The following is a 20,273-nucleotide window of genomic DNA, read 5'->3' as shown; positions in this document are numbered from 1 at the left end:
GATTTTGTTATAATATCCCTATGCTAAAAATGTACTCTTTTTTCTTTGGAATCTTGCAAAAAATCATGTTAATTGTGGGCTTGCATTGGTTTTTTACTGCGATTATTCATCTAGGGACAATTTCTAGTCTGGCTTTGATTGGAGTGACGATACTAGCGTTTCTGGCTTATCGTTATCTAGAAAATTTTAAAAAATGCTACCACTACCTGATGAAGCACAAAGTTGCTATTATGATAGCGGTGATTATATTTCAGTTAGCAATGCTTTTGTCTGCTCAATTGTTGATTCGGCGAGATGCAGCAGTTGTTTTTAACGGCGCTTTTAAGTACTTAAAAGAATCTTCTATTTCCAGCTATTTGACACGCAATCCGAATAATCTGTTTCTCTTTTTGTATGAGCGCTTTTTTTATAATATCTTTGGAAGTTCAGCTTTATGGATTTTGCAAGGGTTAAATATATTTTATGCCGATATAACGGCTCTCATTTTGTATAAGGGAATGAAAAAATATGTGAGAGAGTCTGCTGCTGATGTGACATTTAGTTTGTATATCTTGCTAGTTGGTTTTTCACCTTATTTTTATTCGATGTACACGGATATATGGCCTCTTCCGCTCATCGCTTTACAAATATTCTTACTTTTTGATTTATTTGGGCTTCAATGGCAGGATAAAAGGGTACTCTTCATAAAGACAATCGGATTGGGCTTGATAAGCGGACTTGCATTTCTGATTCGACCAACTGTGTTGATTGTCATTATGGCAGGTTTTATGTTGCTGTTTTTCAAAAAGGAATGGAAGAAATTTATCCTAATCTTTTTCACCTTTCTCTTATCGTTTAGCATGATTTCTCTCGGCGGGAACTATTTGAAAGCGACACAAACAGAAGTGACATTGATACATGGGAAAGGATTGGCAAAAAGTCCTCTGCTCTTTATTGACTTAGGGTTGACTTTTATTGGACACGACCAAGAAGACATGAAAGAGGGCTTGCTTCAATACATTGATGTGGATGAGCAAGATCAGTATAATAATGGAATGTTCAAGCAAGAAAATGTCAAAAAAGAAATCAAGCGGCGTTTAAAAGAATATTCGTTTTTTGGATTTCTCAGTCATCTTTACTATAAGCATTCATTAACTGTTTCAGAGGGAACTCTGGGGTGGTTGTATCGAGATGTGGAATATGAGAAAACGCCCTATATCTCACCGCTTTATCCTTATACAAAAAAGAATCCTATGGCGCGGTTTATCAGAACTTATTTTCTGAGTGTCGATAAGAGTGAGTATCGGTATTATGAGATTGTGAAGCAAGTTGTTTGGATTGTGACGAGTCTGGGGCTTGTTTTTGCCTTGTGGAAATATCGTGCAAATGATAAATTGAATTGTATCAGCCTTGCAGTTTTTGGAGGTTTGTTGTTTTTACTCATTTTTGAAGGTGGAAAGACGCGGTATTTGATACAATTTTTACCGCAAATCATCATATTATCTGCATTAGGTTTGACTGAATATTTACCAGATTGGTTAAAAAGTAAGAAAGGAGAAAAGATAAAATGAGAAAATCGTTTTACACTTGGTTGATGACGGAGCGCAATCCCAAAAGCAAAGCACCGAAGGCGATTTTAGCAGACTTGGTGTTTCATGAAACAAATTTCCCTAAGCACACGGATGATTTTGATGAAGTCAGCCGCTATTTGGAAGAACATGCTGACTTTTCCTTTAATCTTAGCGATTTTGATGCGATTTGGGAAGAATATCAGGCTCATTAGTTTAGGAAAATATAGAATTTTTCAAGTTACTTTGCTATAATATAGTAAATAATGTGAAGAAAGAGGTTCTTTGTTTGCAAGAACATTCAGTAGAAATTACCTTACAGCATCCGGATGATGCTTTTCATCTTTTTGGTTCCAATGAACGTCACTTGCGTTTAATGGAACAGGAGTTACAGGTAACCATTCATGCAAGGACGGAGGTTGTCCAGATTATCGGTAGCGAAGCAGCTTGTGAGGAGACTCGCCAGGTGCTTCAAGCTCTGCTAGTTTTGGTGAATCGCGGGATGACGATTGGGACGCCAGATGTAGTGACGGCTATTACCATGGTTAAAAATGGTGAAATTGATAAGTTTGTGGCTCTGTATGAGGAAGAAATTATCAAAGATTCTTATGGCAAGCCCATTCGTGTCAAGACCCTAGGGCAGAAAGTGTATGTCGATAGCATTAAGAATCATGATGTTGTCTTTGGGATTGGACCAGCAGGGACAGGGAAGACCTTTCTTGCGGTGACCTTGGCGGTGACAGCTCTCAAACGCGGTCAGGTCAAGCGGATTATTTTGACCCGTCCGGCGGTTGAAGCGGGGGAAAGTCTTGGTTTCTTGCCAGGAGATCTAAAAGAAAAAGTAGATCCTTATCTGAGACCCGTTTACGATGCACTCTTCCAAATTCTTGGGAAAGAACAGACTACGCGCCTTATGGAGCGAGAAATCATTGAGATAGCCCCTTTAGCTTATATGCGTGGACGAACATTGGATGATGCCTTTGTCATCTTAGATGAAGCGCAAAATACGACCATTATGCAGATGAAGATGTTTTTGACACGACTTGGTTTTAATTCTAAGATGATTGTCAATGGGGACATTAGCCAGATTGACTTGCCGAAGAACAGTAAATCAGGTCTCATTGATGCGACAGAGAAATTGAAAAATATCAAGCAGATTGATTTTGTTTATTTATCTGCAAAAGATGTTGTCCGCCATCCTGTAGTAGCTGAAATTATCAAGGCTTATGAACATTCTACTGAAATGGCGCATCATCATTTTTCTAAATAAGAACATTCAAATTTAACCAGTTATGAAATTGTCAATAAGGTAATCAAAGAGAAGGAATCAGAAGATGATGAAGGAATATCTCTTGACTAATCTGAACAAGTAGCACACGACTAATTTTGGGGAAGTACGCTTGCAAAAGAATCTGCTACGTGACTGATGGCTATCAATGCATCTTCCTATGTCATAATCACAGGGCACAAGCAAGGGGAGATGCCCCTCTTAGTCACGAACGGTTTCGTAAGCAATTCCTATTGTCTTGCTAATCGTCATAGCATCAGCTAATTCAGGTGCAGCAGCCATGTGCAAGTAAGTGAAAAGCAAGAGATCATCACGTAAGAAGCCGTATTCAGCAGCTAAGGGTTCTTTCACTTTGACAACTAGATCAGCTGTCCAAGCTTCGGCTGCAGTTGTAACAATTGTCGCTCCCTGTGCTTTGTAGTCAGCGTCTGTAAATCCAGAACCAAGACCAGCTATAGTTTCAACCAAAACCTGATGACCTTTTTGGACGAGACTGTGAATGCCAGCTGGTGTTAAAGCAACACGATTCTCATTGTTTTTAATTTCTTTTGGAATACCGATTAACATAGATTTACTCCTTTTTTGAGATGTTTTTATTGTATATGAAAACGCTTTAAAAATCAAGATGAAATCAAAAAACATTGGTTTCGGTGAGTATTTGTGTTATGCTATGAGGCAAATAGGAGGTTCGTGCAAAATGGAAAATATTTATCTAAAGCTAGCTGAAAACCGAACTTTGGAAACAGAGCGCCTGCTTTTGCGGCCTGTGACCTTAGATGACGCTGAGGATATGTTTGAATATTCCTCTGATGAAGAAAATACTCGCTACACTTTTTTACCTAATAAAGATTTGGAAGAAACTAAAAATATTATTGCTCGTTTATTTATTGGTCGACCGCTCGGAAATTGGGGAATTGAACTGAAGGAGAGTGGCAAACTGATTGGTAGCATTGACCTGCACAAATTGGATCCCGTTCTCAAAAAGGCAGCTATCGGCTATGTGGTTCATAAGAATTACTGGAATCAAGGATTGGCAACGGAAGCATTGAAAGAAATAATCCATCTGGCTTTTGAACGTTTGGATATGAATATGTTGGTGGCTCTCCATGATGTGGAAAATCCAGCTTCAGGACGAGTTATGGAAAAGGTTGGTATGAACTTTTCTCACATAGATCCGTATGCTGCCTTGAATTTACATAAAGAAGGTCGAATTTCTCAGAGAGCTTATTATCGTTTGACAAAGGAAGATTATTTTGAAAAACACTGATGTGAATGTGATATTTATAGGAAATTTTAATGGTGATTAGGTTCTTTTTGGAACGTTTTAGCAAAAAGTTCTTTCTCTTATGATGAAAACATTTTTCAAATCTATTGACAAGAATCTGTCTGCATGATATAGTAGATAGGTACTGCTGATTTAGCTCAGTTGGCAGAGCGCATCCATGGTAAGGATGAGGTCGCCGGTTCGATCCCGGCAATTAGCATGAAGAATAGGAAAAAGCCTAATTTTAATGGGCTTTTTTGCATTGGTGACGATATTAAGACATCAAATTCACCAGCTATTATAGGTGATGGTATTCTCTTGAGTCAAAGCGTTGGTACAGACCTAGTCGGCTTGAACTTTTATCAAATAATACTGGTATTTGACCCGATTACAGGCGCCTCCGGCTAACTTCATCATGGTCAATACTTAAGGAAAACGTTTTGTAGATGAGTATGGTAGTTGGGATAAATGAGTTCAGGCAGCAATTGACAATGGTGGTTTTTTCTATCTGATTGTAGACGATAATATGAAAGAAATAGCTAGTCAAGAAAAGATTGATGCACAAGTAGCACATGGAATGATTTACCGATCAGATAGTTTGGAAGAGTTGGCTTAACAGCTACAAATGGATCCACAGGTTTTTATCAAGACGATCACAGCTTATAATATTTATGTTGATGCAGGCTATAATCCTGAATTTGAAAAGGGAGCTTTCGACCTTAAGGTTGAAAAGGCGCCGTTTTATGCTACTCCTCGGAAACCAGCTGTTCACCACACTATGGGCGGTCTTAAGATTGATACGGAAACGCATGTTATCAATAAACAAGGACAAGTTATCCGAGGTCTCTATGTAGCTGGAGAAGTAGCTGGCGGACTGTATGCCGGAAACCGTTTAGGTGGCAATTCCCTTACTGATATTTCAACTTTTGGACGTATCGTAGCCGAAACTGCTATTGCAAAGAATTGCTAATCTTGATTTTAAGGCAGAAAATTCATTCAGTTTTGGGAGGATTTTTTGTAAATATTCTTGACAAGCATTTCTTTTAATGTTAAAGTATTAACTAATTAAAAGTAGAAAGGAGAATGTATCATGAATAATGTAAAACAAAACAATACTCAGGTATATCATACGACAGAACTCCTTTCTAGCACAGCACTGTAATTTATTTTTGATGAAAAAATAAATAAAACAAGTAAGCTCAGGACAGGTCTATTCTGTCTTGGGCTTTTTTGTGCGTTTCGGAAAGGATTAGGATGATTAAAAGTTTATTTGGATATATAAAAGAGCATAAATGGTTATATTTATCCATTGCTCTGGTTTTACTATTGTATGATTTTACCATGTTGATTCCAACACAGGTGATTCAGCGTTTGGTAGATCATCTGTCGCATCATACTTTGACACAGCAGAATTTAATTAGAGACGTTGGTTTGTTAGCTTTGGTGACAATTTGCAACTATCTGTCGGCTTACTATTGGCATTTAAAAATATTTCAGTCGTCTATTGACTATAAGTTTCTCATGCAAAGAAGAGCTTTTGAGAAATTGGTAGCTATGAGAACGCCTTTCTACGAAAAATTTCGTTCTGGCGATATTCTAACGCGTTTTTCAACAGATGTTGAGGGAATGATGGAGATGGCTGGCTATGGGATTGTCATTCTCTTATACGCAGGAGGCATGATTGCCTTTGTCGTTCCGACCATGTTTTTTATCTCATGGGAAATTAGCTTACTGGCTATGCTTCCGCTTATGATATTGATGATATGGATTTATGTTCTTGGGAAAAAACAAGATAAATTAGTTGAAAATAATCGTGAAGCAGTGGCATCTTTGAATGATGAGGTATTGGAAACGATAGAGGGAGTCCGAGTTGCGCGTGCTTATAGCAAGAAAGCAACTCAGAAAGAACAGTTCCAATTGCGCACGAAAGCTTTATCTAAGGTCGGCGATCAAATTGCTGGCATTCAATATCTTTACGCACCGCTCTCCTCGGTCTTTATCGCTTTATCAACGATTATTGTACTTCTTATTGGTGCTGCTTTTATAAAAACGGGACAGTTGACAATTGGGCAAGTGATTGCTCTTCAATTGTATATGATTAGCCTGATTGAACCTTTTTGGATGCTGTCGGATTTTATCTTGGTCTATCAAACGGGGAAGACGTCTTTTAAAAAGGTAACAGAACTGATTGAAACGACAGATGATATGGAAATGAGTGGAAAAGAGGAGTTGCAACATCTTATCTCTATTCGTTTTCAGGATTATTATTTTACTTACCCACAAGCAGAAAACCCCAGTTTGCGTAACATAGCTTGGCAAATCGAAGCAGGAAAAACGTATGGTATTGTTGGAAAAACTGGCTCTGGTAAAACAACCTTAGTTCGTCAGCTTCTTCAGCAATATCCTATTGGACAAGGTGAATTTCAGATAAATGGAAAATCTGTCGGTCACTATTCACGTCAGTCGATTGAAGCGATGATTGGCTATGTCCCACAGGAACATATTTTATTTTCAAAATCCGTCAAAGACAATATTGCCTTTGGCAAGAGGAATGCGACATTAAGTGATATTGAGCGGGCTATTGAAACAGCGGCATTTTCAGAAGATTTAAAACGAATGCCAGACGGGCTGGAAACTCTTATTGGTGAGAGGGGAGTGTCAATATCTGGCGGTCAAAAACAAAGAATTTCTTTGGCACGCGCTTTTATTAGACAGCCAGAAGTCCTTATTTTGGATGATTCTTTGTCTGCAGTTGACGCTCAGACAGAACGCCGAATTATCCAAAATATCCAGAAGGTACGAGCGAATCAGACAACAATCATTGTGACGCACCGTTTGTCAGCTATCCAGCAGGCAGACTGGGTTCTTGTCTTAGAAGACGGACAAATTGTAGAAGAAGGGACACCGAACCAGTTGCTAAATAAAGGAGGCTGGTATGCCGAACAATATCAGCGGCAGCAACATCAGAAAGGAGGGAGCAAATGAGTATCATTAGTCGTTTGTTAAAAGAACTAAGAGTTGTTCGAACTGCATTCTTTTTTGCGGTTGGAATTGCTGTTTTAGCAACGGTGATTAGCCAACTGTCTCCTCTCTGTTTGAGGAATATGATAGACGGACCGCTTACACAGATTGGAAGCGGAAAAGATCGTCAGGTTCAGCTTTTGCAATTAGCTGGATTATACATAATTGTTGTAGTTTTGGGGAGCATACTGACTTACTTAGGTGATCGCCTTTTAGCGCATTGTGGAAACAAAGTAGCAGAACATCTGAGGAATGAAGCTTATCAGGTGATGCAAAATTTGCCGATTTCTTACTTTGATGATAAGCCGGCAGGTAAGATTGCAACCAGAATTGTAAATGATACGGAAACCTTACGAAGACAATTTTATGCTAGTTTAGTTAGTGTTTTGATTCAAGTTCTTCGGATTGTTTTTACCTACGCTTTATTGTTTTACCTTAGTCCGCTTGCTGCCTCGGTACTTTTGCTATTGCTTCCTGCTTTTTATGGGATACAAGTATTTTATAAAAAACTAACGGACAAGCCGATGAAAGACTTTTATGATTCACGGAGTGACATCAATAATCAAGTGAATGAATTGATGCATGGAGCTAGCTTGATACAGTTATATCATCAGGAAAAAACAGTTCTTTCAGAATTTAATGCAACTGCTCGAAAAATGAGCCAAGCAGATAAACAAATTGTATGGGTAAGTGCTCTTTCGTCTTGGCCATTAACGGAATTTTTAAAAAATACAGTGCTTGCTGTTATTTTGACAATAGTTGGTCAGCAATTTTTAGGCGGTCATAGCGTTATTACCGCAGGTGTACTGTTTGTCTATCTCAATTATATTATTGATTTATTTGAGATGATGGGTTTTCTGGTTCGGCTTTTTCCGAATGTACAACGATCATTGGAAACAGGAAAACGAGTTTTAGAATTGCTAGATCAACCTCAGGAAGCGGATGAGAAAACGCAGTTAACAGTCAATAAAGGTGAGGTTGTGTTTGAACATGTGAGCTTTGCGTATGAGAAAGGCAAGACTATTCTGCATGATATTAGCTTTAAGGCAAAGCAAGGGGAGACGATTGCTTTGGTGGGACATACTGGCTCTGGAAAATCTTCTATCATGAACCTACTTTATCGTTTCTACGATCCTCAAAAAGGGAGAATATATATTGATCAACAAGACATTCAACAATATTCTCGTGAAAGTCTTCGTAGTCACATGGGAATTGTCTTGCAAGATCCTTATCTATTCACGGGAACGCTAGCAAGCAATGTAGCTATGAGTCATTCAGGCATCAATCGTGAAAAAGTTCTGGAAGCTTTAGAAAAGGTTGGTGCAGGGGACTTGCTGGCTCGTTGTAAAAAAGGAATTGATGAACCTGTAAAGGATAAAGGGACAGCATTTTCGAGCGGTGAACGGCAATTGATTTCATTTGCACGAACTCTCTACGCTAATCCCAAAATTTTAATATTGGACGAAGCAACTTCTCATATTGATACAGAAACCGAAGAAATGATTCAAAAAGCAATGGCTGTTGTAAAGGAGGGGAGGACAACTTTTATCATTGCTCACCGTTTGTCCACCATTCAAGATGCAGACCAAATTTTGGTTATTTCTGAAGGAAAGATTGTAGAACGTGGGCAACATGATACATTGGTAAAACAAAATGGCATTTATGCTCAAATGAGCCATCTCCAGCAACAAGTATAAGTTTTGAAAGAAAAAATGTGAAGTAAAGAGCAGAACGAAATAGTAAATGATTAATAAATCAGGCACCCCTATCTGAAATATGGTATAATGAAGTGATACTAATAAAGTGGGTGTAATATGTATATAGAAATGGTCGATGAGACAGGACAAGTTTCGGAAGAAATCATCAAGCAAACACATGATATACTGGAATTTGCTGCTAAAAAGATTGGCAAGGAAGAAAAAGAAATGGCGGTGACATTTGTTACCAACGAGCGCAGCCATGAGCTGAATTTGGAATATCGAAATACAGATCGTCCGACAGATGTTATCAGCTTGGAGTACAAGCCTGAGCTGGACATTGCCATTGACGAGGAGGATTTACTAGAAAATCCTGAGCTGGCGGAAATGTTAGAGGATTTTAATGCCTATATCGGAGAACTCTTTATTTCCATAGATAAGGCGCGTGAACAAGCAGAAGAATATGGTCACAGCTTTGAGCGGGAAATGGGCTTTCTTGCAGTACATGGTTTTCTGCATATCAATGGATACGATCACTATACGCCAGAAGAAGAGGCGGAAATGTTTGGCTTACAGGAAGAAATTTTGACTGCTTATGGACTTACAAGACAATAATACAAACAAACGCAAATGGAAAAATCGAGATGTGATTTCGAGTTTAGAATTTGCTCTGACAGGGATTTTTACAGCAATAAAAGAAGAGCGCAATATGCGCAACCATGCTGTTTCAGGAGTTGCGGTTGTGCTTGCAGGCGTCCTTTTTCAGGTATCTGCGATAGAGTGGCTCTTTCTCTTTTTGAGTATTTTTCTAGTCATTTCTTTTGAGATTATGAATTCAGCTATTGAAAATGTGGTGGATTTAGCTAGTGATTATCACTTTTCTATGAGAGCTAAAAATGCCAAGGATATGGCAGCTGGAGCTGTTTTGGTTGTTTCCGGTTTTGCGGTTATAACAGGAGTGATTATTTTCGTTCCAAAAATTTGGAATTTGCTTTTTTAACGTGAAAATCGGAGAATCCTTTCCGATTTTCTTATATTAGACTAATAAGGAATAAACGAGGTGAAAAATGACCTTTAAATCAGGATTTGTTGCTATTTTAGGACGTCCAAATGTTGGAAAGTCTACTTTCTTAAATCACGTTATGGGGCAAAAGATTGCTATTATGAGTGATAAGGCTCAGACGACTCGTAACAAGATTATGGGGATTTACACGACAGATCAGGAGCAGATTGTCTTTATTGATACGCCAGGGATTCATAAGCCCAAGACTGCCTTGGGCGACTTTATGGTGGAAGCCGCTTACAGCACGTTGCGTGAAGTGGATACGGTCCTCTTTATGATATCTGCTGATGAAGCTCGTGGTAAGGGAGATGACATGATCATGGAGCGCTTAAAAGCAGCTAAGGTTCCTGTCATCTTGGTGGTCAATAAGATTGACAAGGTGCATCCTAATCAGCTGCTGAGTCAGATTGATGATTACCGCAAGCAGATGGACTTTAAGGAAGTTGTGCCGATTTCTGCTCTTCAAGGCAATAATGTTTCGCATCTGGTTGATATTTTAAGTGAAAATTTAGAGGAAGGCTTCCAGTACTTCCCAGCTGACCAGATTACTGACCACCCTGAGCGTTTTTTGGTTTCTGAGATGATTCGGGAAAAGGTTTTATTGCTGACACGTGAAGAAATTCCGCATTCGGTGGCGGTGATCATTGACAGTATGAAGCGTGATGAGGAGACTGACAAGATTCATATCCGCGCTACCATTATGGTGGAAAGAGACAGTCAAAAGGGCATTATTATTGGCAAAGGCGGCTCTATGCTTAAGAAAATTGGCTCCATGGCTAGGCGGGATATTGAACTCATGCTAGGTGATAAGGTCTTTCTTGAAACTTGGGTTAAAGTCAAGAAAAACTGGCGGGACAAAAAGCTAGACTTGGCAGATTTTGGGTATAATGAGAAGGAATATTAGAGGCTGAGGAAGATAAGGTCATTATTTGTTGTAGAAAAAGGACAGCAAAATGATAAGAGTATTGTCCTTTTGCATGCGTCTGGTTCTAGCAGTCAGATGTGGGCACATCATATCACTGAGTTAAAAAATGATTTTCACTGTATAGCTGTTGATTTGCCTGGACATTGTTCTAGCCGCGACATTGGGTGGACAAATTTTAATGATGTTACAGAAATGATTGCTGATATCATCAAAAACAGGGCTCACGGCAAGCCACACCTTGTTGGATTATCGTTGGGAGGCAGTCTCGTTCTTAAATTGTTGGAAAAACATGCTGATTTATTTGATAGAGCGATTGTTGATGGTGTTAGTCACCACCCTATAAAAGGCTACCGCAAAGTCATAGCTGGTGTTTACATCATGTCGCTGTTTAAAAACACGAAAATAGTTGCTAATTTGATGACCAAGATGATGCAGGATGATGGGGTCACTGAAGAGAGCTATCGTCGTTTTATAATGGATTTGCAAAGGGATTCTGCTAAATCATTTCGCCGAGCAATGTCACAGGCAAATCTGCTGAGGATTACTGCAAATTTCGACAATCCTGTTTTCTTTGTTTCGGGCGGTAAAGAATTTGAGACTATTCATGAATCTCATAAAGAATTTGCAAGAAAAAACAGACTGAGTGATTGTGCCTATTATCCAAATAAAGGGCATGCTTGGTTGTTTAGTGATATTGACACGCATATACAATTACTCCGTTACTTTTTTCAAGACGGATTATTTCCAGATAAATTGAAAGGTTTCTAAATATGGACTACATTTCTTATATTCGATCAAAGGTTGGGCATGACAAGGTTATTCTGACCTTTGCTGGCGGCATTTTAGCAGATGACGAGGGACGCGTGCTGTTACAACTACGCGGTGATAAGAAAACATGGGCTATTCCAGGCGGAGCAATGGAACTTGGTGAGTCCACTCTTGATACTGCTAAGCGTGAGTTTTTTGAAGAAACAGGCATTGAGGTAGAAGCTACTCGTTTTCTCAATGTTTACAGTAATTTCGAGGAAGTTTATCCGAATGGTGATGCGGTGCAGACGGTTGTCTTCATCTATGAGCTGGTGGCGGTTTCATCAGTGAATATTGCAGATTTTCACAATGAAGAAACTCTACGCCTGCGTTTCTTTTCTAAGGAAGAAATTGAGAATTTAGAATCTGTGAGTAGTAAGCATCGCCTGATGTTAGCTGAGTATTTTGATGACAACTTTGCTATGGGACATTGAGTTGAGATTGACATATAATCCGTGATTGGTTTATTTTTTAAGGAGGTAGGGCAATGGAATTTGTAAATCTTTTAGTAGAAAACGTGGAACGAGTCGAGGAGCGTTTTTTATCGGTGCTGGATAATTTATCTGTGGAAGAAGTAAATGCTTTTCCGGTTGCAAATACAGTTCCGTCCATTAAGTCTGTGACTTGGTTGACTTGGCATACGGCGCGGGAGCTGGATTTTCAGATTGCTGATTTAGCTAAGACCGAGCCAGTCTGGTTCTCTAAAGGTTGGAAGAAAAAGTTTGCCTTGGATTTGCTAGATGATACGGAAGATTGGCACCATACTCCTCAAGAAGCGCATAAAGTTGTGGTGACAGATATTGAGTTGCTCAAAGGCTATCTGTCTGATGCGGTTGCGGCAACAATTGCTTATTTATCAGAGGTGAATGAAGACAGTTTGGACGATGTTGTTGATGAGAATTGGACTCCAGCAGTTAAGCGTGGGAATCGTTTAGTATCTATCATCGACGATGCTGCTATGCATTCAGGTCAGGCAATCTATGCTCGCCGCCTGCTAGGAAGAGAAGATTGAAAAAGGTAATGGTAGGGGAAGTTCGAGCGGTCGAAAAATCTCATCTAGCTGACTGGGCTTACTTTGCTCATTTAGTTTGGAAAACAGAGAAAAAGAAATTACTAGCAGCATTTTCTGAAGGAAAATTTCCTAATGAATTTTTGTACTACATAGAAGGAGAAGCCGTTGCTTGGGTCAGCTTATCTATGCGTTCGGAGTATGTGGAAGGAGCAGAGCAACTTCCTGTCGCATATATTGAAGGCATAGCGGTAGCACCTGTTTTTCAAAGACATGGTATTGCTACTCAGCTTCTTGACTTTGCTCAGTCGTGGGCGACAGAAAAAGGAGCATCTCAGCTAGCTTCAGATTGTGATATAGACAATGCAGTCAGTCAAGCTTTTCACAAGAAGACAGGATTTGAAGAAATAAGTCGAACGGTGCATTATATGTTACATTTGGATAAGAAAGGATAAAGATTTCATGCCCGAACTGCCAGAAGTAGAAACGGTACGCCGTGGTTTAGAGCGACTGGTTAAAGGAAAAGAGATTGAAAAGGTAGATGTCCGTTACGCCAAGATGATTGGAACAGGGGCAGATGCTTTTGTCTTGGATTTACCGGGACAAAGCATCAATGCTGTTGGGCGGCGGGGTAAGTATCTAATTTTTTATTTGACGAATTGGGTGCTGATTTCGCATTTGCGCATGGAAGGAAAGTATCTTTTCTACCCTGAAGAGGTCCAGTTGACGAAGCATTCTCATGTAATTTTTCATTTTACAGATGGTAGTAGGCTCGTTTATCAGGATGTTCGGAAATTTGGCACGATGGAGTTGTTAAGAAAAGAGAGATTAGCATCCTATTTTACTGAGCGAAGGCTGGGATCAGAACCGACTGAATCAGATTTTCATTTACCACCATTTAAAGCTGCTCTGAAAAAATCTAAGAAATTGATTAAACCTTACCTGTTGGATCAAACTTTAGTAGCTGGTCTTGGCAATATCTATGTAGATGAAGTATTATGGCGGGCGCAGATTCATCCGGCAAGAGCAGCTCAAAGTTTGACCGCTGGAGAAGCAGAGGAATTGCGCAAGCAGATTATTGCAGTCTTGCAGCTAGGTATTGAAAAAGGCGGTTCAACCATTCGCACCTACCGCAATGCTTTGGGAGAAGACGGAACCATGCAGGATTTCTTGCAAGTCTATGGAAAAACAGGCCAACCTTGTACTAGATGTGGTCACGAAATTGAAAAAATCAAACTAGCTGGTCGTGGAACTCACCTTTGTCCACATTGTCAAAAAATGAGGTAGGACATGGCAAAAATAATCGGAATTACAGGCGGTATTGCTTCTGGCAAATCAACGGTCACAGATTATCTCATGCAAAAGGGCTATCAGGTTATTGATGCGGATCAGGTGGTTCATGAATTGCAGGCGAAAGGCGGTAAACTCTATCAAGCATTGGTCAGATGGCTAGGATCTGCTATCTTGAACGAAGCAGGTGAGCTTGATCGTCCTAAACTGTCTCAGCTCATTTTTTCCAGCCAAGAAAATTTAGCGAAATCTTCCCAGCTACAAAATGCTATCATTCGGCAAGAGCTAGCCGATCGACGCGACCAACTAGCTAAGACTGAGGAGACTTTCTTTATGGATATTCCGCTCTTATTTGAGCAGGATTATGCAGACTGGTTTGATGAGGTTTGGCTGGTTTACGTGAATCCAGAGACACAAATCAAGCGGCTGAAGGCACGAAATGGTTATTCACAAGGAGAAGCGTTGCAGCGCCTTGCCAGTCAGATGAAGCTGGAGAATAAAGTTCCTTATGCAGATTTTGTAATCAAAAATGATGGCAATTTAGAAGAGCTGATAGAACAGATTGATAAGAATCTTAGGAAATTAAGAAATGATGAAAGCAATGGTTTATAGAGGAGGCGATTTGGGGAATGCTTTTGAAGTACAAGAGAGAAAACGCCCAATTCCTAAGGAACACCAGATTCTAGTGAAAGTAAACTATTCTTCTCTCAATAATGTTGATTATGAGCGCTTTAAAAGGGAAAAACTGTCTCTGTTTGCTCGAGCAACCCTTCTTTTTGGAGGTAAAGGAAAAATTTTGGGAGGTGAAGTTTCAGGGCAGGTCGAAGCAGTTGGAGAACAAGTTCAAAACTTTAAAAAAGGAGATGAGGTCTTTGGTCAAACATTAGGTTTCATGGCTTTCGGAGCTTGGGCTGAATATGCTTTACTGGAAGAAAAGCAGACTGTACTTAAACCAAGCTACCTCTCATATGAAGAAGCAGCTGTTTTAGCTAGTGCCTCTAAGACAGCCATAGGCGCTTTATGTACAGGGCAATTGCAGTCTGGTCAGAGTGTCTTAATTTATGGTGCTTCGGGTGGTGTAGGGCACCTTTTAGTGTATTACGCCAAAGTTTTAGGAGCATCTGTCACAGGTGTATGCAGCCAGCGCAATTTGAAGATGGCAACTGATTTGGGATGTGATAGAGTCATTGATTATCAACATGATGACTTTGAGAAAGCGGCGGGAAAGTATGATCTCATTTTAGCTGTTAATGGACATGTTGATTTGAAGATACTAAAGGCACATTTGAAGAAAGAGGGTATTCTAGTAGGTGTAGGAGCGAGCTATCTGCCTGCTTCATTCTTGCAATCTTTCTTTTCAAAAAGAGTTCGTTATTTTAGTTACTTTCTAAAACCAAGAGCAGCTTATTATAATGAAATGCAGATGTTAGTGATGAAGGAAGAAATCAAACCTTTCATTGATAAGACCTATCCCATTACTGAGGTTTCACAAGCTATCCAATATGTGATGAACGAACACCCCCAAGGAAAGATTGCTTTAAGAATGCATTTTTAGTATAGATAACATCATATTAGATAGGCTATCATTCAGATGATGCTCAAAGTATTCTAATAGATTGATTAATTGTGTCAATTGAACATTGATTATAAAAAAATTTTTAAAGATTGGCTGAGAAAATAATTATTAAAAGTGCACAACTAGGATTTTTAGAAGAATTAAAAAGGCAGAGTGATGTTTATTATTCTGTGTTATAAACAAGTTGGAAAGAAGATGATTTTATTAAGAATCAAGTGAATTGGAAACGGAATTTATGGATTGCTTGGCTAGGGAACTTTTTTGTAGGTGCTAGCCTGTCACTGGTGGTTCCCTTTATGTCTTTGTATGTGGAAGAATTAGGTGCTAGAGGCTCCATGGTTGAATTTTATTCAGGTTTGGCGGTTTCGAGCACAGCTTTGACAGCCGCTCTTTTATCTCCTGTCTGGGGAAGTTTAGCTGATAAATATGGCCGCAAGCCCATGATGATTCGAGCTGCTTTTGCAATGACTTTTACCATGGGAGGCTTGGCGTTTGTGCCAAATGTATTTTGGCTCATTGTATTGAGACTGTTAAATGGGGTGTTTTCTGGTTATGTACCAAATAGCACGGCATTGATTGCTAGTCAAGCGCCTAAAAAGCACTCTGGATATGCTTTGGGAACATTGTCAACAGGTGTCGTAGCGGGGACGCTGATGGGACCTCTTTTAGGAGGAATGATTGCTCAGAGTTTGGGAATGAGAAATGTCTTCCTTTTGGTTGGATTTTTCTTGTTTGTTGTTACTTTGTGGACCATTTTTGGGATAAAAGAAGATTTTCATCCTGTCTCTAAGGAAAAAGAAGTTTCGACCAAGCAACTATTTCAACGAATTCCTCAAAAATCAATCCTTTTTGGTTTGTTCATTACTAGCATGGTGATTCAGATGATTGGGCAGTCCATTTCCCCTATTTTGACACTTTATATTCGCTCTTTAGGGCAAAAAGAAAATCTGCTGCTAGTATCTGGTGCAATCGTTTCAGCTATGGGAGTTTCAAGTATATTTTCTTCTAGTTGGCTGGGAAAACTAGGAGATAAAATGGGAAATCACCGTTTGCTCTTGCTGGCTCTCTTATATAGTTTTGTAATTTATATTTTCTGTGCGAGGGCTGGTACGCCGCTTGAATTGGGAATTTATCGTTTCCTGTTTGGTCTGGGAACGGGGGCGCTTTTGCCTGGAGTTAGCTCTCTGCTAAATAAAATCACTCCCAAAGAAGGTATTTCCAGAATTTTTAGTTACAATCAAACATTCTTCTATATTGGAGGTGTTATTGGTCCTCTAATGGGCTCAATGATTTCTGTCCATTTTGGCTATCATTGGGTTTTCTATAGTACAGCAGGCTTAGCATTATTGGATTTTTTCTTTTTATTATTTAGTTTTAGAAAGTATTTAGGAGTGAGAGAAGTCAGTGCGGGTAAAGATTAATTTAAAATGTTCAAGTTGTGGTAGTCAGAATTATTTAACAAGCAAAAATATGAAGACTCATCCAGAGAAAGTTGAAGTCTTAAAGTATTGCCCTAAAGAGAGAAAAGTGACCTTACATCTTGAATCAAAATAAATTTTATGGTAAAATAGATGAGATTTTAAGGAGTTTGATATGTATAATTTATTATTAACCATTTTATTGATTTTATCAGTATTTATTTTAATCGCAATTTTTATGCAACCTACAAAAAATCAATCAAGTAATGTATTTGACGCAAGTGCAGGAGATTTGTTTGAACGACCAAAAGCAAGAGGCTTTGAAGCAGTTATGCAGCGTTTGACGGGAGTGATGGTTTTCTTTTGGTTGTTGATTGCACTAATGCTGACAATCTTATCTAGTAAATAAAATGGGCTCTGACTTTGTCTTTGCCTATTTTTTCTGCAGTAGATGAGAAAAGGCAACTTAAAGTTTAGAAAACATAAGAGAAAAGGAAATAATGAAAGAAGAAATTTTAAGCTATTTAAGAGAGAAAAAAGAAGCTAGCATAGATGAACTGGCACAAAAATTAGGAAAAGAAAAAGCAAAAGACTTTAGAAACCTAGTTAAAACGATTTCTGAAATGGAACGAAAGCGTCAGCTGAGCTTTAGTAATGCAGGCAAAATCCAGCTTCACAAAGAAAAGCAAATGCTTACTTTGAAAGGGACCTTTCACGCCCATAAAAATGGCTTTGGTTTTGTTACCTTAAATGAAGAAGAGGATGATCTTTTTATTGGTCGCAATGATGTCAACTATGCGATTGATGGTGATACGGTAGAAGTTTCAATCACTAAGATTGCAGATCGCAGCAAGGGAACATCTGCTGAAGCGAAGGTTATTGATGTTTTGGAACACAGCTTGAAAACAGCAGTGGGTCAGCTTATCTTAGACGAAGAGAAGCCTAAGTATGCTGGCTATATTCGATCAAAAAATCAGAAAATCAGTCAACCTATTTATATCAAGAAACCAGCTTTGGTTTTGGATGGAACAGAGATTTTAAAAGTAGAGATTGATAAATATCCAACTAAAAAGCATGACTTTTTTGTTGCTACTGTTTTAGATGTGGTCGGTCATAAGGACGATCCGGGGATTGATGTTCTGGAAGTTTTGGAGTCCATGGACATTGTGTCTGAGTTTCCAGAAAGAGTTTTGAAGGAAGCATCAACGATTCCAGAGATGTTGTCTGAAAAGGATTTAGAAGGTCGTTTAGATCTGCGTAATGAAATTACCTTTACCATTGATGGGGCAGATGCGAAAGATTTGGACGATGCAGTTCATATCAAGAAGCTGAAAAATGGACATTTTGAACTGGGAGTTCATATTGCAGATGTTTCTTACTATGTCAAAGAAGGATCTGAGTTGGACAAGGAAGCCCTCAGCCGAGCGACATCGGTTTATGTCACCGACCGTGTAGTACCAATGCTACCTGAGCGCCTGTCAAATGGCGTCTGCTCGCTCAATCCTAATGTAGATCGACTGACGCAATCAGCTATCATGGAGATTGATCAAAAAGGTCGAGTTGTCAAGCATACCATTACACAAACAATCATTAAAACTACTTTTCGTATGACTTATAGCGATGTGAATGACATGATTGCTAGAGACGAAGAAAAGCGAGCGGCTTTTAAAGCAATTGTTCCAAGCGTTGAAGCAATGGCAGAACTTCATACTATTTTAGAAACGATGCGGTTTAAGCGTGGAGCCCTCAATTTTGATACGAAAGAAGCTAAAATTTTGGTCAATAAGACTGGACGTCCAGTAGATATTATTTTACGCCAGCGTGGACTTGCGGAGCGTATGATTGAGTCCTTTATGCTAGTCGCCAATGAAACAGTAGCAGAGCATTTTGCTACGTTAAACCTGCCCTTTATCTATCGGATTCATGAAGAACCTAAAGCTGAGAAAGTGCAGAAGTTTATTGATTATGCTTCTACTTTTGGCGTTCGAGTTTACGGAACTGCTAACTCTATGAGCCAATCTGCCCTTCAGGATATTATGAAAGCAGTCCACGGTCAGCCTTATGAAGAAGTGCTGTCTATGATGCTTTTGCGCTCCATGCAGCAGGCTCGTTACTCAGAGCACAATCACGGTCATTATGGCCTAGCTGCCGAGTTTTATACCCACTTTACTAGTCCAATTCGCCGTTATCCAGACCTTTTGGTTCACCGTATGGTGCGCGATTATGGGCATTCTAAAGAAATAGCAGAGCATTTTGAACAAGTCATCCCAGATATTGCTAGTCAGTCATCCAGTCGGGAGCGGCGAGCTATTGAGGCTGAACGAGAAGTAGAAGCTATGAAAAAAGCTGAGTTTATGGAAGAGTTTGTCGGAGAAGAATTTGACGGTATCGTGTCTAGTGTTGTTAAATTTGGTCTTTTTGTTGAACTCCCCAATACAGTTGAAGGCTTGATTCATGTAACCAACTTGCCAGAATTTTTTCACTACAATGAACGTAATCTAACTTTGCAGGGCGAAAAGTCAGGTGTTGTTTTCCGTGTCGGTCAACAGATTCACATTAAGCTAGTTCGGGCTGATAAGGCTACGGGAGAGATTGACTTCGAATACCTACCTAGTGAATATGATGTGATTGAAAGGAGAAAGCAATCCAATCGTGATAGGCGTCAACAGTCGCATCAAGATAACAGAGGACGAAGAGACAAGTCTCCGAAAGAAAAAGTTTCTAGGGATAAGAAATCAAAGAAAAACAAGGGCAAGAAACCCTTTTATAAAGAAGTGGTAAAGAAAGGAAGCAAGAATGGCAAAGGGAGAAGGAAAGGTCGTAGCGCAAAATAAAAAAGCACGACACGACTATACCATTGTTGATACGATTGAAACGGGCATGGTTCTGACCGGAACTGAAATCAAAAGTGTGCGGGCTGCACGAATTAACCTGAAAGACGGCTTTGCTCAAGTCAAAAACGGAGAGGTCTGGCTTAGTAATGTTCACATCGCTCCCTATGAAGAGGGCAATATCTGGAATCAAGATCCTGAACGTAGGAGAAAATTGCTATTGCATAAAAAGCAAATCCAGAAATTAGAGCAGAAAACCAAAGGAACTGGAATGACTTTGGTTCCCCTCAAAGTTTATCTTAAGGACGGTTATGCCAAGTTACTTTTAGGATTGGCTAAAGGGAAACATGACTATGATAAGCGTGAATCCATTAAACGTCGTGAGCAAAATAGAGACATTGCTCGGACGATGAAGGCTTATAATGTGAGATAATGTACGAGATATAAAAATCGGAAGTTGTTTCCGATTTTTTAGTAGTTCGAGGTAGTTGATTGGTCAATCTTTCTCAAAAACCCTTTTCTAACATGGCAAAAGCT

At 39.3% G+C, this 20,273-nt stretch carries 21 protein-coding genes, 1 tRNA gene and 2 pseudogenes; 23 read left to right on the top strand and 1 reads right to left on the bottom strand.

Going from position 1 to position 20,273, the window contains the following annotated elements:
- The first annotated feature begins 20 nt into the window (after positions 1 to 20).
- The 3 genes from ABKA15_RS04800 to ABKA15_RS04790 all read left to right on the top strand — a co-directional run bounded on the left by ABKA15_RS04800 (position 21) and on the right by ABKA15_RS04790 (position 2,817).
- On the top strand, positions 21 to 1,550 hold the full coding sequence (locus ABKA15_RS04800) for a membrane protein (protein WP_049512761.1): 1,530 nt from the start codon (positions 21 to 23) through the stop codon (positions 1,548 to 1,550).
- Positions 1,547 to 1,762, top strand: coding sequence for a YozE family protein (locus ABKA15_RS04795; protein ID WP_003032832.1), 216 nt, complete (start codon positions 1,547 to 1,549; stop codon positions 1,760 to 1,762). The genes ABKA15_RS04800 and ABKA15_RS04795 overlap by 4 nt, the downstream gene beginning before the upstream one ends.
- A gap of 74 nt (positions 1,763 to 1,836) precedes the next feature.
- A complete protein-coding gene (locus tag ABKA15_RS04790) occupies positions 1,837 to 2,817 on the top strand; it encodes a PhoH family protein (protein ID WP_049512763.1) in 981 nt (326 codons plus the stop codon).
- 222 nt (positions 2,818 to 3,039) lie between these two features.
- On the opposite strand, the pseudogene ABKA15_RS04785 reads toward ABKA15_RS04790, so the two are convergent.
- A pseudogene (locus tag ABKA15_RS04785) lies at positions 3,040 to 3,402 on the bottom strand (alanine dehydrogenase); the annotation flags it as partial.
- A gap of 130 nt (positions 3,403 to 3,532) precedes the next feature.
- Between ABKA15_RS04785 and ABKA15_RS04780 the strand changes: the two are divergent.
- From ABKA15_RS04780 to smpB, 20 genes and pseudogenes are all read left to right on the top strand, one after another.
- A complete protein-coding gene (locus ABKA15_RS04780; RefSeq protein WP_049512765.1) occupies positions 3,533 to 4,102 on the top strand; it encodes a GNAT family N-acetyltransferase in 570 nt (189 codons plus the stop codon).
- Positions 4,103 to 4,246: 144 nt separating this feature from the next.
- Positions 4,247 to 4,319: transfer RNA gene (locus ABKA15_RS04775), tRNA-Thr, on the top strand.
- Between the two features lie 41 nt (positions 4,320 to 4,360).
- A pseudogene (locus ABKA15_RS04770) lies at positions 4,361 to 5,069 on the top strand (FAD-binding protein); the annotation flags it as partial.
- 284 nt (positions 5,070 to 5,353) lie between these two features.
- Entirely contained in the window at positions 5,354 to 7,084 is a 1,731-nt protein-coding gene (locus tag ABKA15_RS04765; protein WP_049512770.1) for an ABC transporter ATP-binding protein, read from the top strand.
- Entirely contained in the window at positions 7,081 to 8,817 is a 1,737-nt protein-coding gene (locus ABKA15_RS04760; protein ID WP_049512773.1) for an ABC transporter ATP-binding protein, read from the top strand. The genes ABKA15_RS04765 and ABKA15_RS04760 overlap by 4 nt, the downstream gene beginning before the upstream one ends.
- Positions 8,818 to 8,934: 117 nt before the next feature.
- The gene (gene ybeY, locus ABKA15_RS04755; RefSeq protein WP_003032841.1) at positions 8,935 to 9,432 is read left to right on the top strand and encodes an rRNA maturation RNase YbeY; all 498 of its coding nucleotides are present in this window, start codon (positions 8,935 to 8,937) and stop codon (positions 9,430 to 9,432) included.
- Positions 9,413 to 9,817, top strand: a complete 405-nt coding sequence (locus ABKA15_RS04750) for a diacylglycerol kinase (RefSeq protein WP_049512775.1) — start codon at positions 9,413 to 9,415, stop codon at positions 9,815 to 9,817. Before ybeY ends, ABKA15_RS04750 begins: the two co-directional genes overlap by 20 nt.
- 67 nt (positions 9,818 to 9,884) lie before the next feature.
- Positions 9,885 to 10,784, top strand: a complete 900-nt coding sequence (gene era / locus ABKA15_RS04745; RefSeq protein ID WP_049512777.1) for a GTPase Era — start codon at positions 9,885 to 9,887, stop codon at positions 10,782 to 10,784.
- A gap of 12 nt (positions 10,785 to 10,796) precedes the next feature.
- Positions 10,797 to 11,573, top strand: coding sequence for an alpha/beta hydrolase (locus ABKA15_RS04740; protein ID WP_049512778.1), 777 nt, complete (start codon positions 10,797 to 10,799; stop codon positions 11,571 to 11,573).
- Between the two features lie 2 nt (positions 11,574 to 11,575).
- On the top strand, positions 11,576 to 12,046 hold the full coding sequence (locus ABKA15_RS04735) for an NUDIX hydrolase (RefSeq protein ID WP_049512779.1): 471 nt from the start codon (positions 11,576 to 11,578) through the stop codon (positions 12,044 to 12,046).
- Positions 12,047 to 12,099: 53 nt separating this feature from the next.
- Entirely contained in the window at positions 12,100 to 12,624 is a 525-nt protein-coding gene (locus ABKA15_RS04730; protein WP_049512780.1) for a DUF664 domain-containing protein, read from the top strand.
- A gap of 8 nt (positions 12,625 to 12,632) precedes the next feature.
- Positions 12,633 to 13,076: a GNAT family N-acetyltransferase gene (locus tag ABKA15_RS04725; protein WP_049512798.1), complete on the top strand. Its 444-nt coding sequence runs from the start codon at positions 12,633 to 12,635 to the stop codon at positions 13,074 to 13,076.
- A 7-nt stretch (positions 13,077 to 13,083) separates the two neighbouring features.
- Positions 13,084 to 13,908 (top strand): DNA-formamidopyrimidine glycosylase, encoded by an 825-nt coding sequence (gene mutM / locus ABKA15_RS04720; RefSeq protein ID WP_049512781.1) that lies wholly within the window; start codon positions 13,084 to 13,086, stop codon positions 13,906 to 13,908.
- A 3-nt stretch (positions 13,909 to 13,911) separates the two neighbouring features.
- On the top strand, positions 13,912 to 14,523 hold the full coding sequence (gene coaE, locus ABKA15_RS04715) for a dephospho-CoA kinase (RefSeq protein ID WP_350015311.1): 612 nt from the start codon (positions 13,912 to 13,914) through the stop codon (positions 14,521 to 14,523).
- Complete coding sequence (locus tag ABKA15_RS04710; RefSeq protein ID WP_049512783.1) at positions 14,501 to 15,466, top strand: NAD(P)-dependent alcohol dehydrogenase; 966 nt, start codon at positions 14,501 to 14,503, stop codon at positions 15,464 to 15,466. Before coaE ends, ABKA15_RS04710 begins: the two co-directional genes overlap by 23 nt.
- Positions 15,467 to 15,702: 236 nt before the next feature.
- The gene (locus ABKA15_RS04705) at positions 15,703 to 16,908 is read left to right on the top strand and encodes a multidrug efflux MFS transporter (RefSeq protein WP_080984151.1); all 1,206 of its coding nucleotides are present in this window, start codon (positions 15,703 to 15,705) and stop codon (positions 16,906 to 16,908) included.
- Positions 16,892 to 17,041 (top strand): 50S ribosomal protein L33, encoded by a 150-nt coding sequence (gene rpmG, locus ABKA15_RS04700; protein ID WP_003024746.1) that lies wholly within the window; start codon positions 16,892 to 16,894, stop codon positions 17,039 to 17,041. Before ABKA15_RS04705 ends, rpmG begins: the two co-directional genes overlap by 17 nt.
- Positions 17,042 to 17,080: 39 nt before the next feature.
- On the top strand, positions 17,081 to 17,314 hold the full coding sequence (gene secG, locus ABKA15_RS04695; RefSeq protein ID WP_003024744.1) for a preprotein translocase subunit SecG: 234 nt from the start codon (positions 17,081 to 17,083) through the stop codon (positions 17,312 to 17,314).
- Between the two features lie 91 nt (positions 17,315 to 17,405).
- Entirely contained in the window at positions 17,406 to 19,739 is a 2,334-nt protein-coding gene (gene rnr / locus ABKA15_RS04690) for a ribonuclease R (RefSeq protein ID WP_049512784.1), read from the top strand.
- The gene (smpB, locus tag ABKA15_RS04685; RefSeq protein WP_049512786.1) at positions 19,702 to 20,169 is read left to right on the top strand and encodes an SsrA-binding protein SmpB; all 468 of its coding nucleotides are present in this window, start codon (positions 19,702 to 19,704) and stop codon (positions 20,167 to 20,169) included. Before rnr ends, smpB begins: the two co-directional genes overlap by 38 nt.
- The last annotated feature ends 104 nt before the right edge of the window (positions 20,170 to 20,273 follow it).

The sequence above is a fragment of the Streptococcus sp. KHUD_010 genome (assembly GCF_040207525.1).
GTDB lineage: Bacteria > Bacillota > Bacilli > Lactobacillales > Streptococcaceae > Streptococcus > Streptococcus hominis.
The sequence above is the reverse complement of the archived record's forward strand: the minus strand, read 5'-3'. Positions and strand labels throughout refer to the sequence as shown.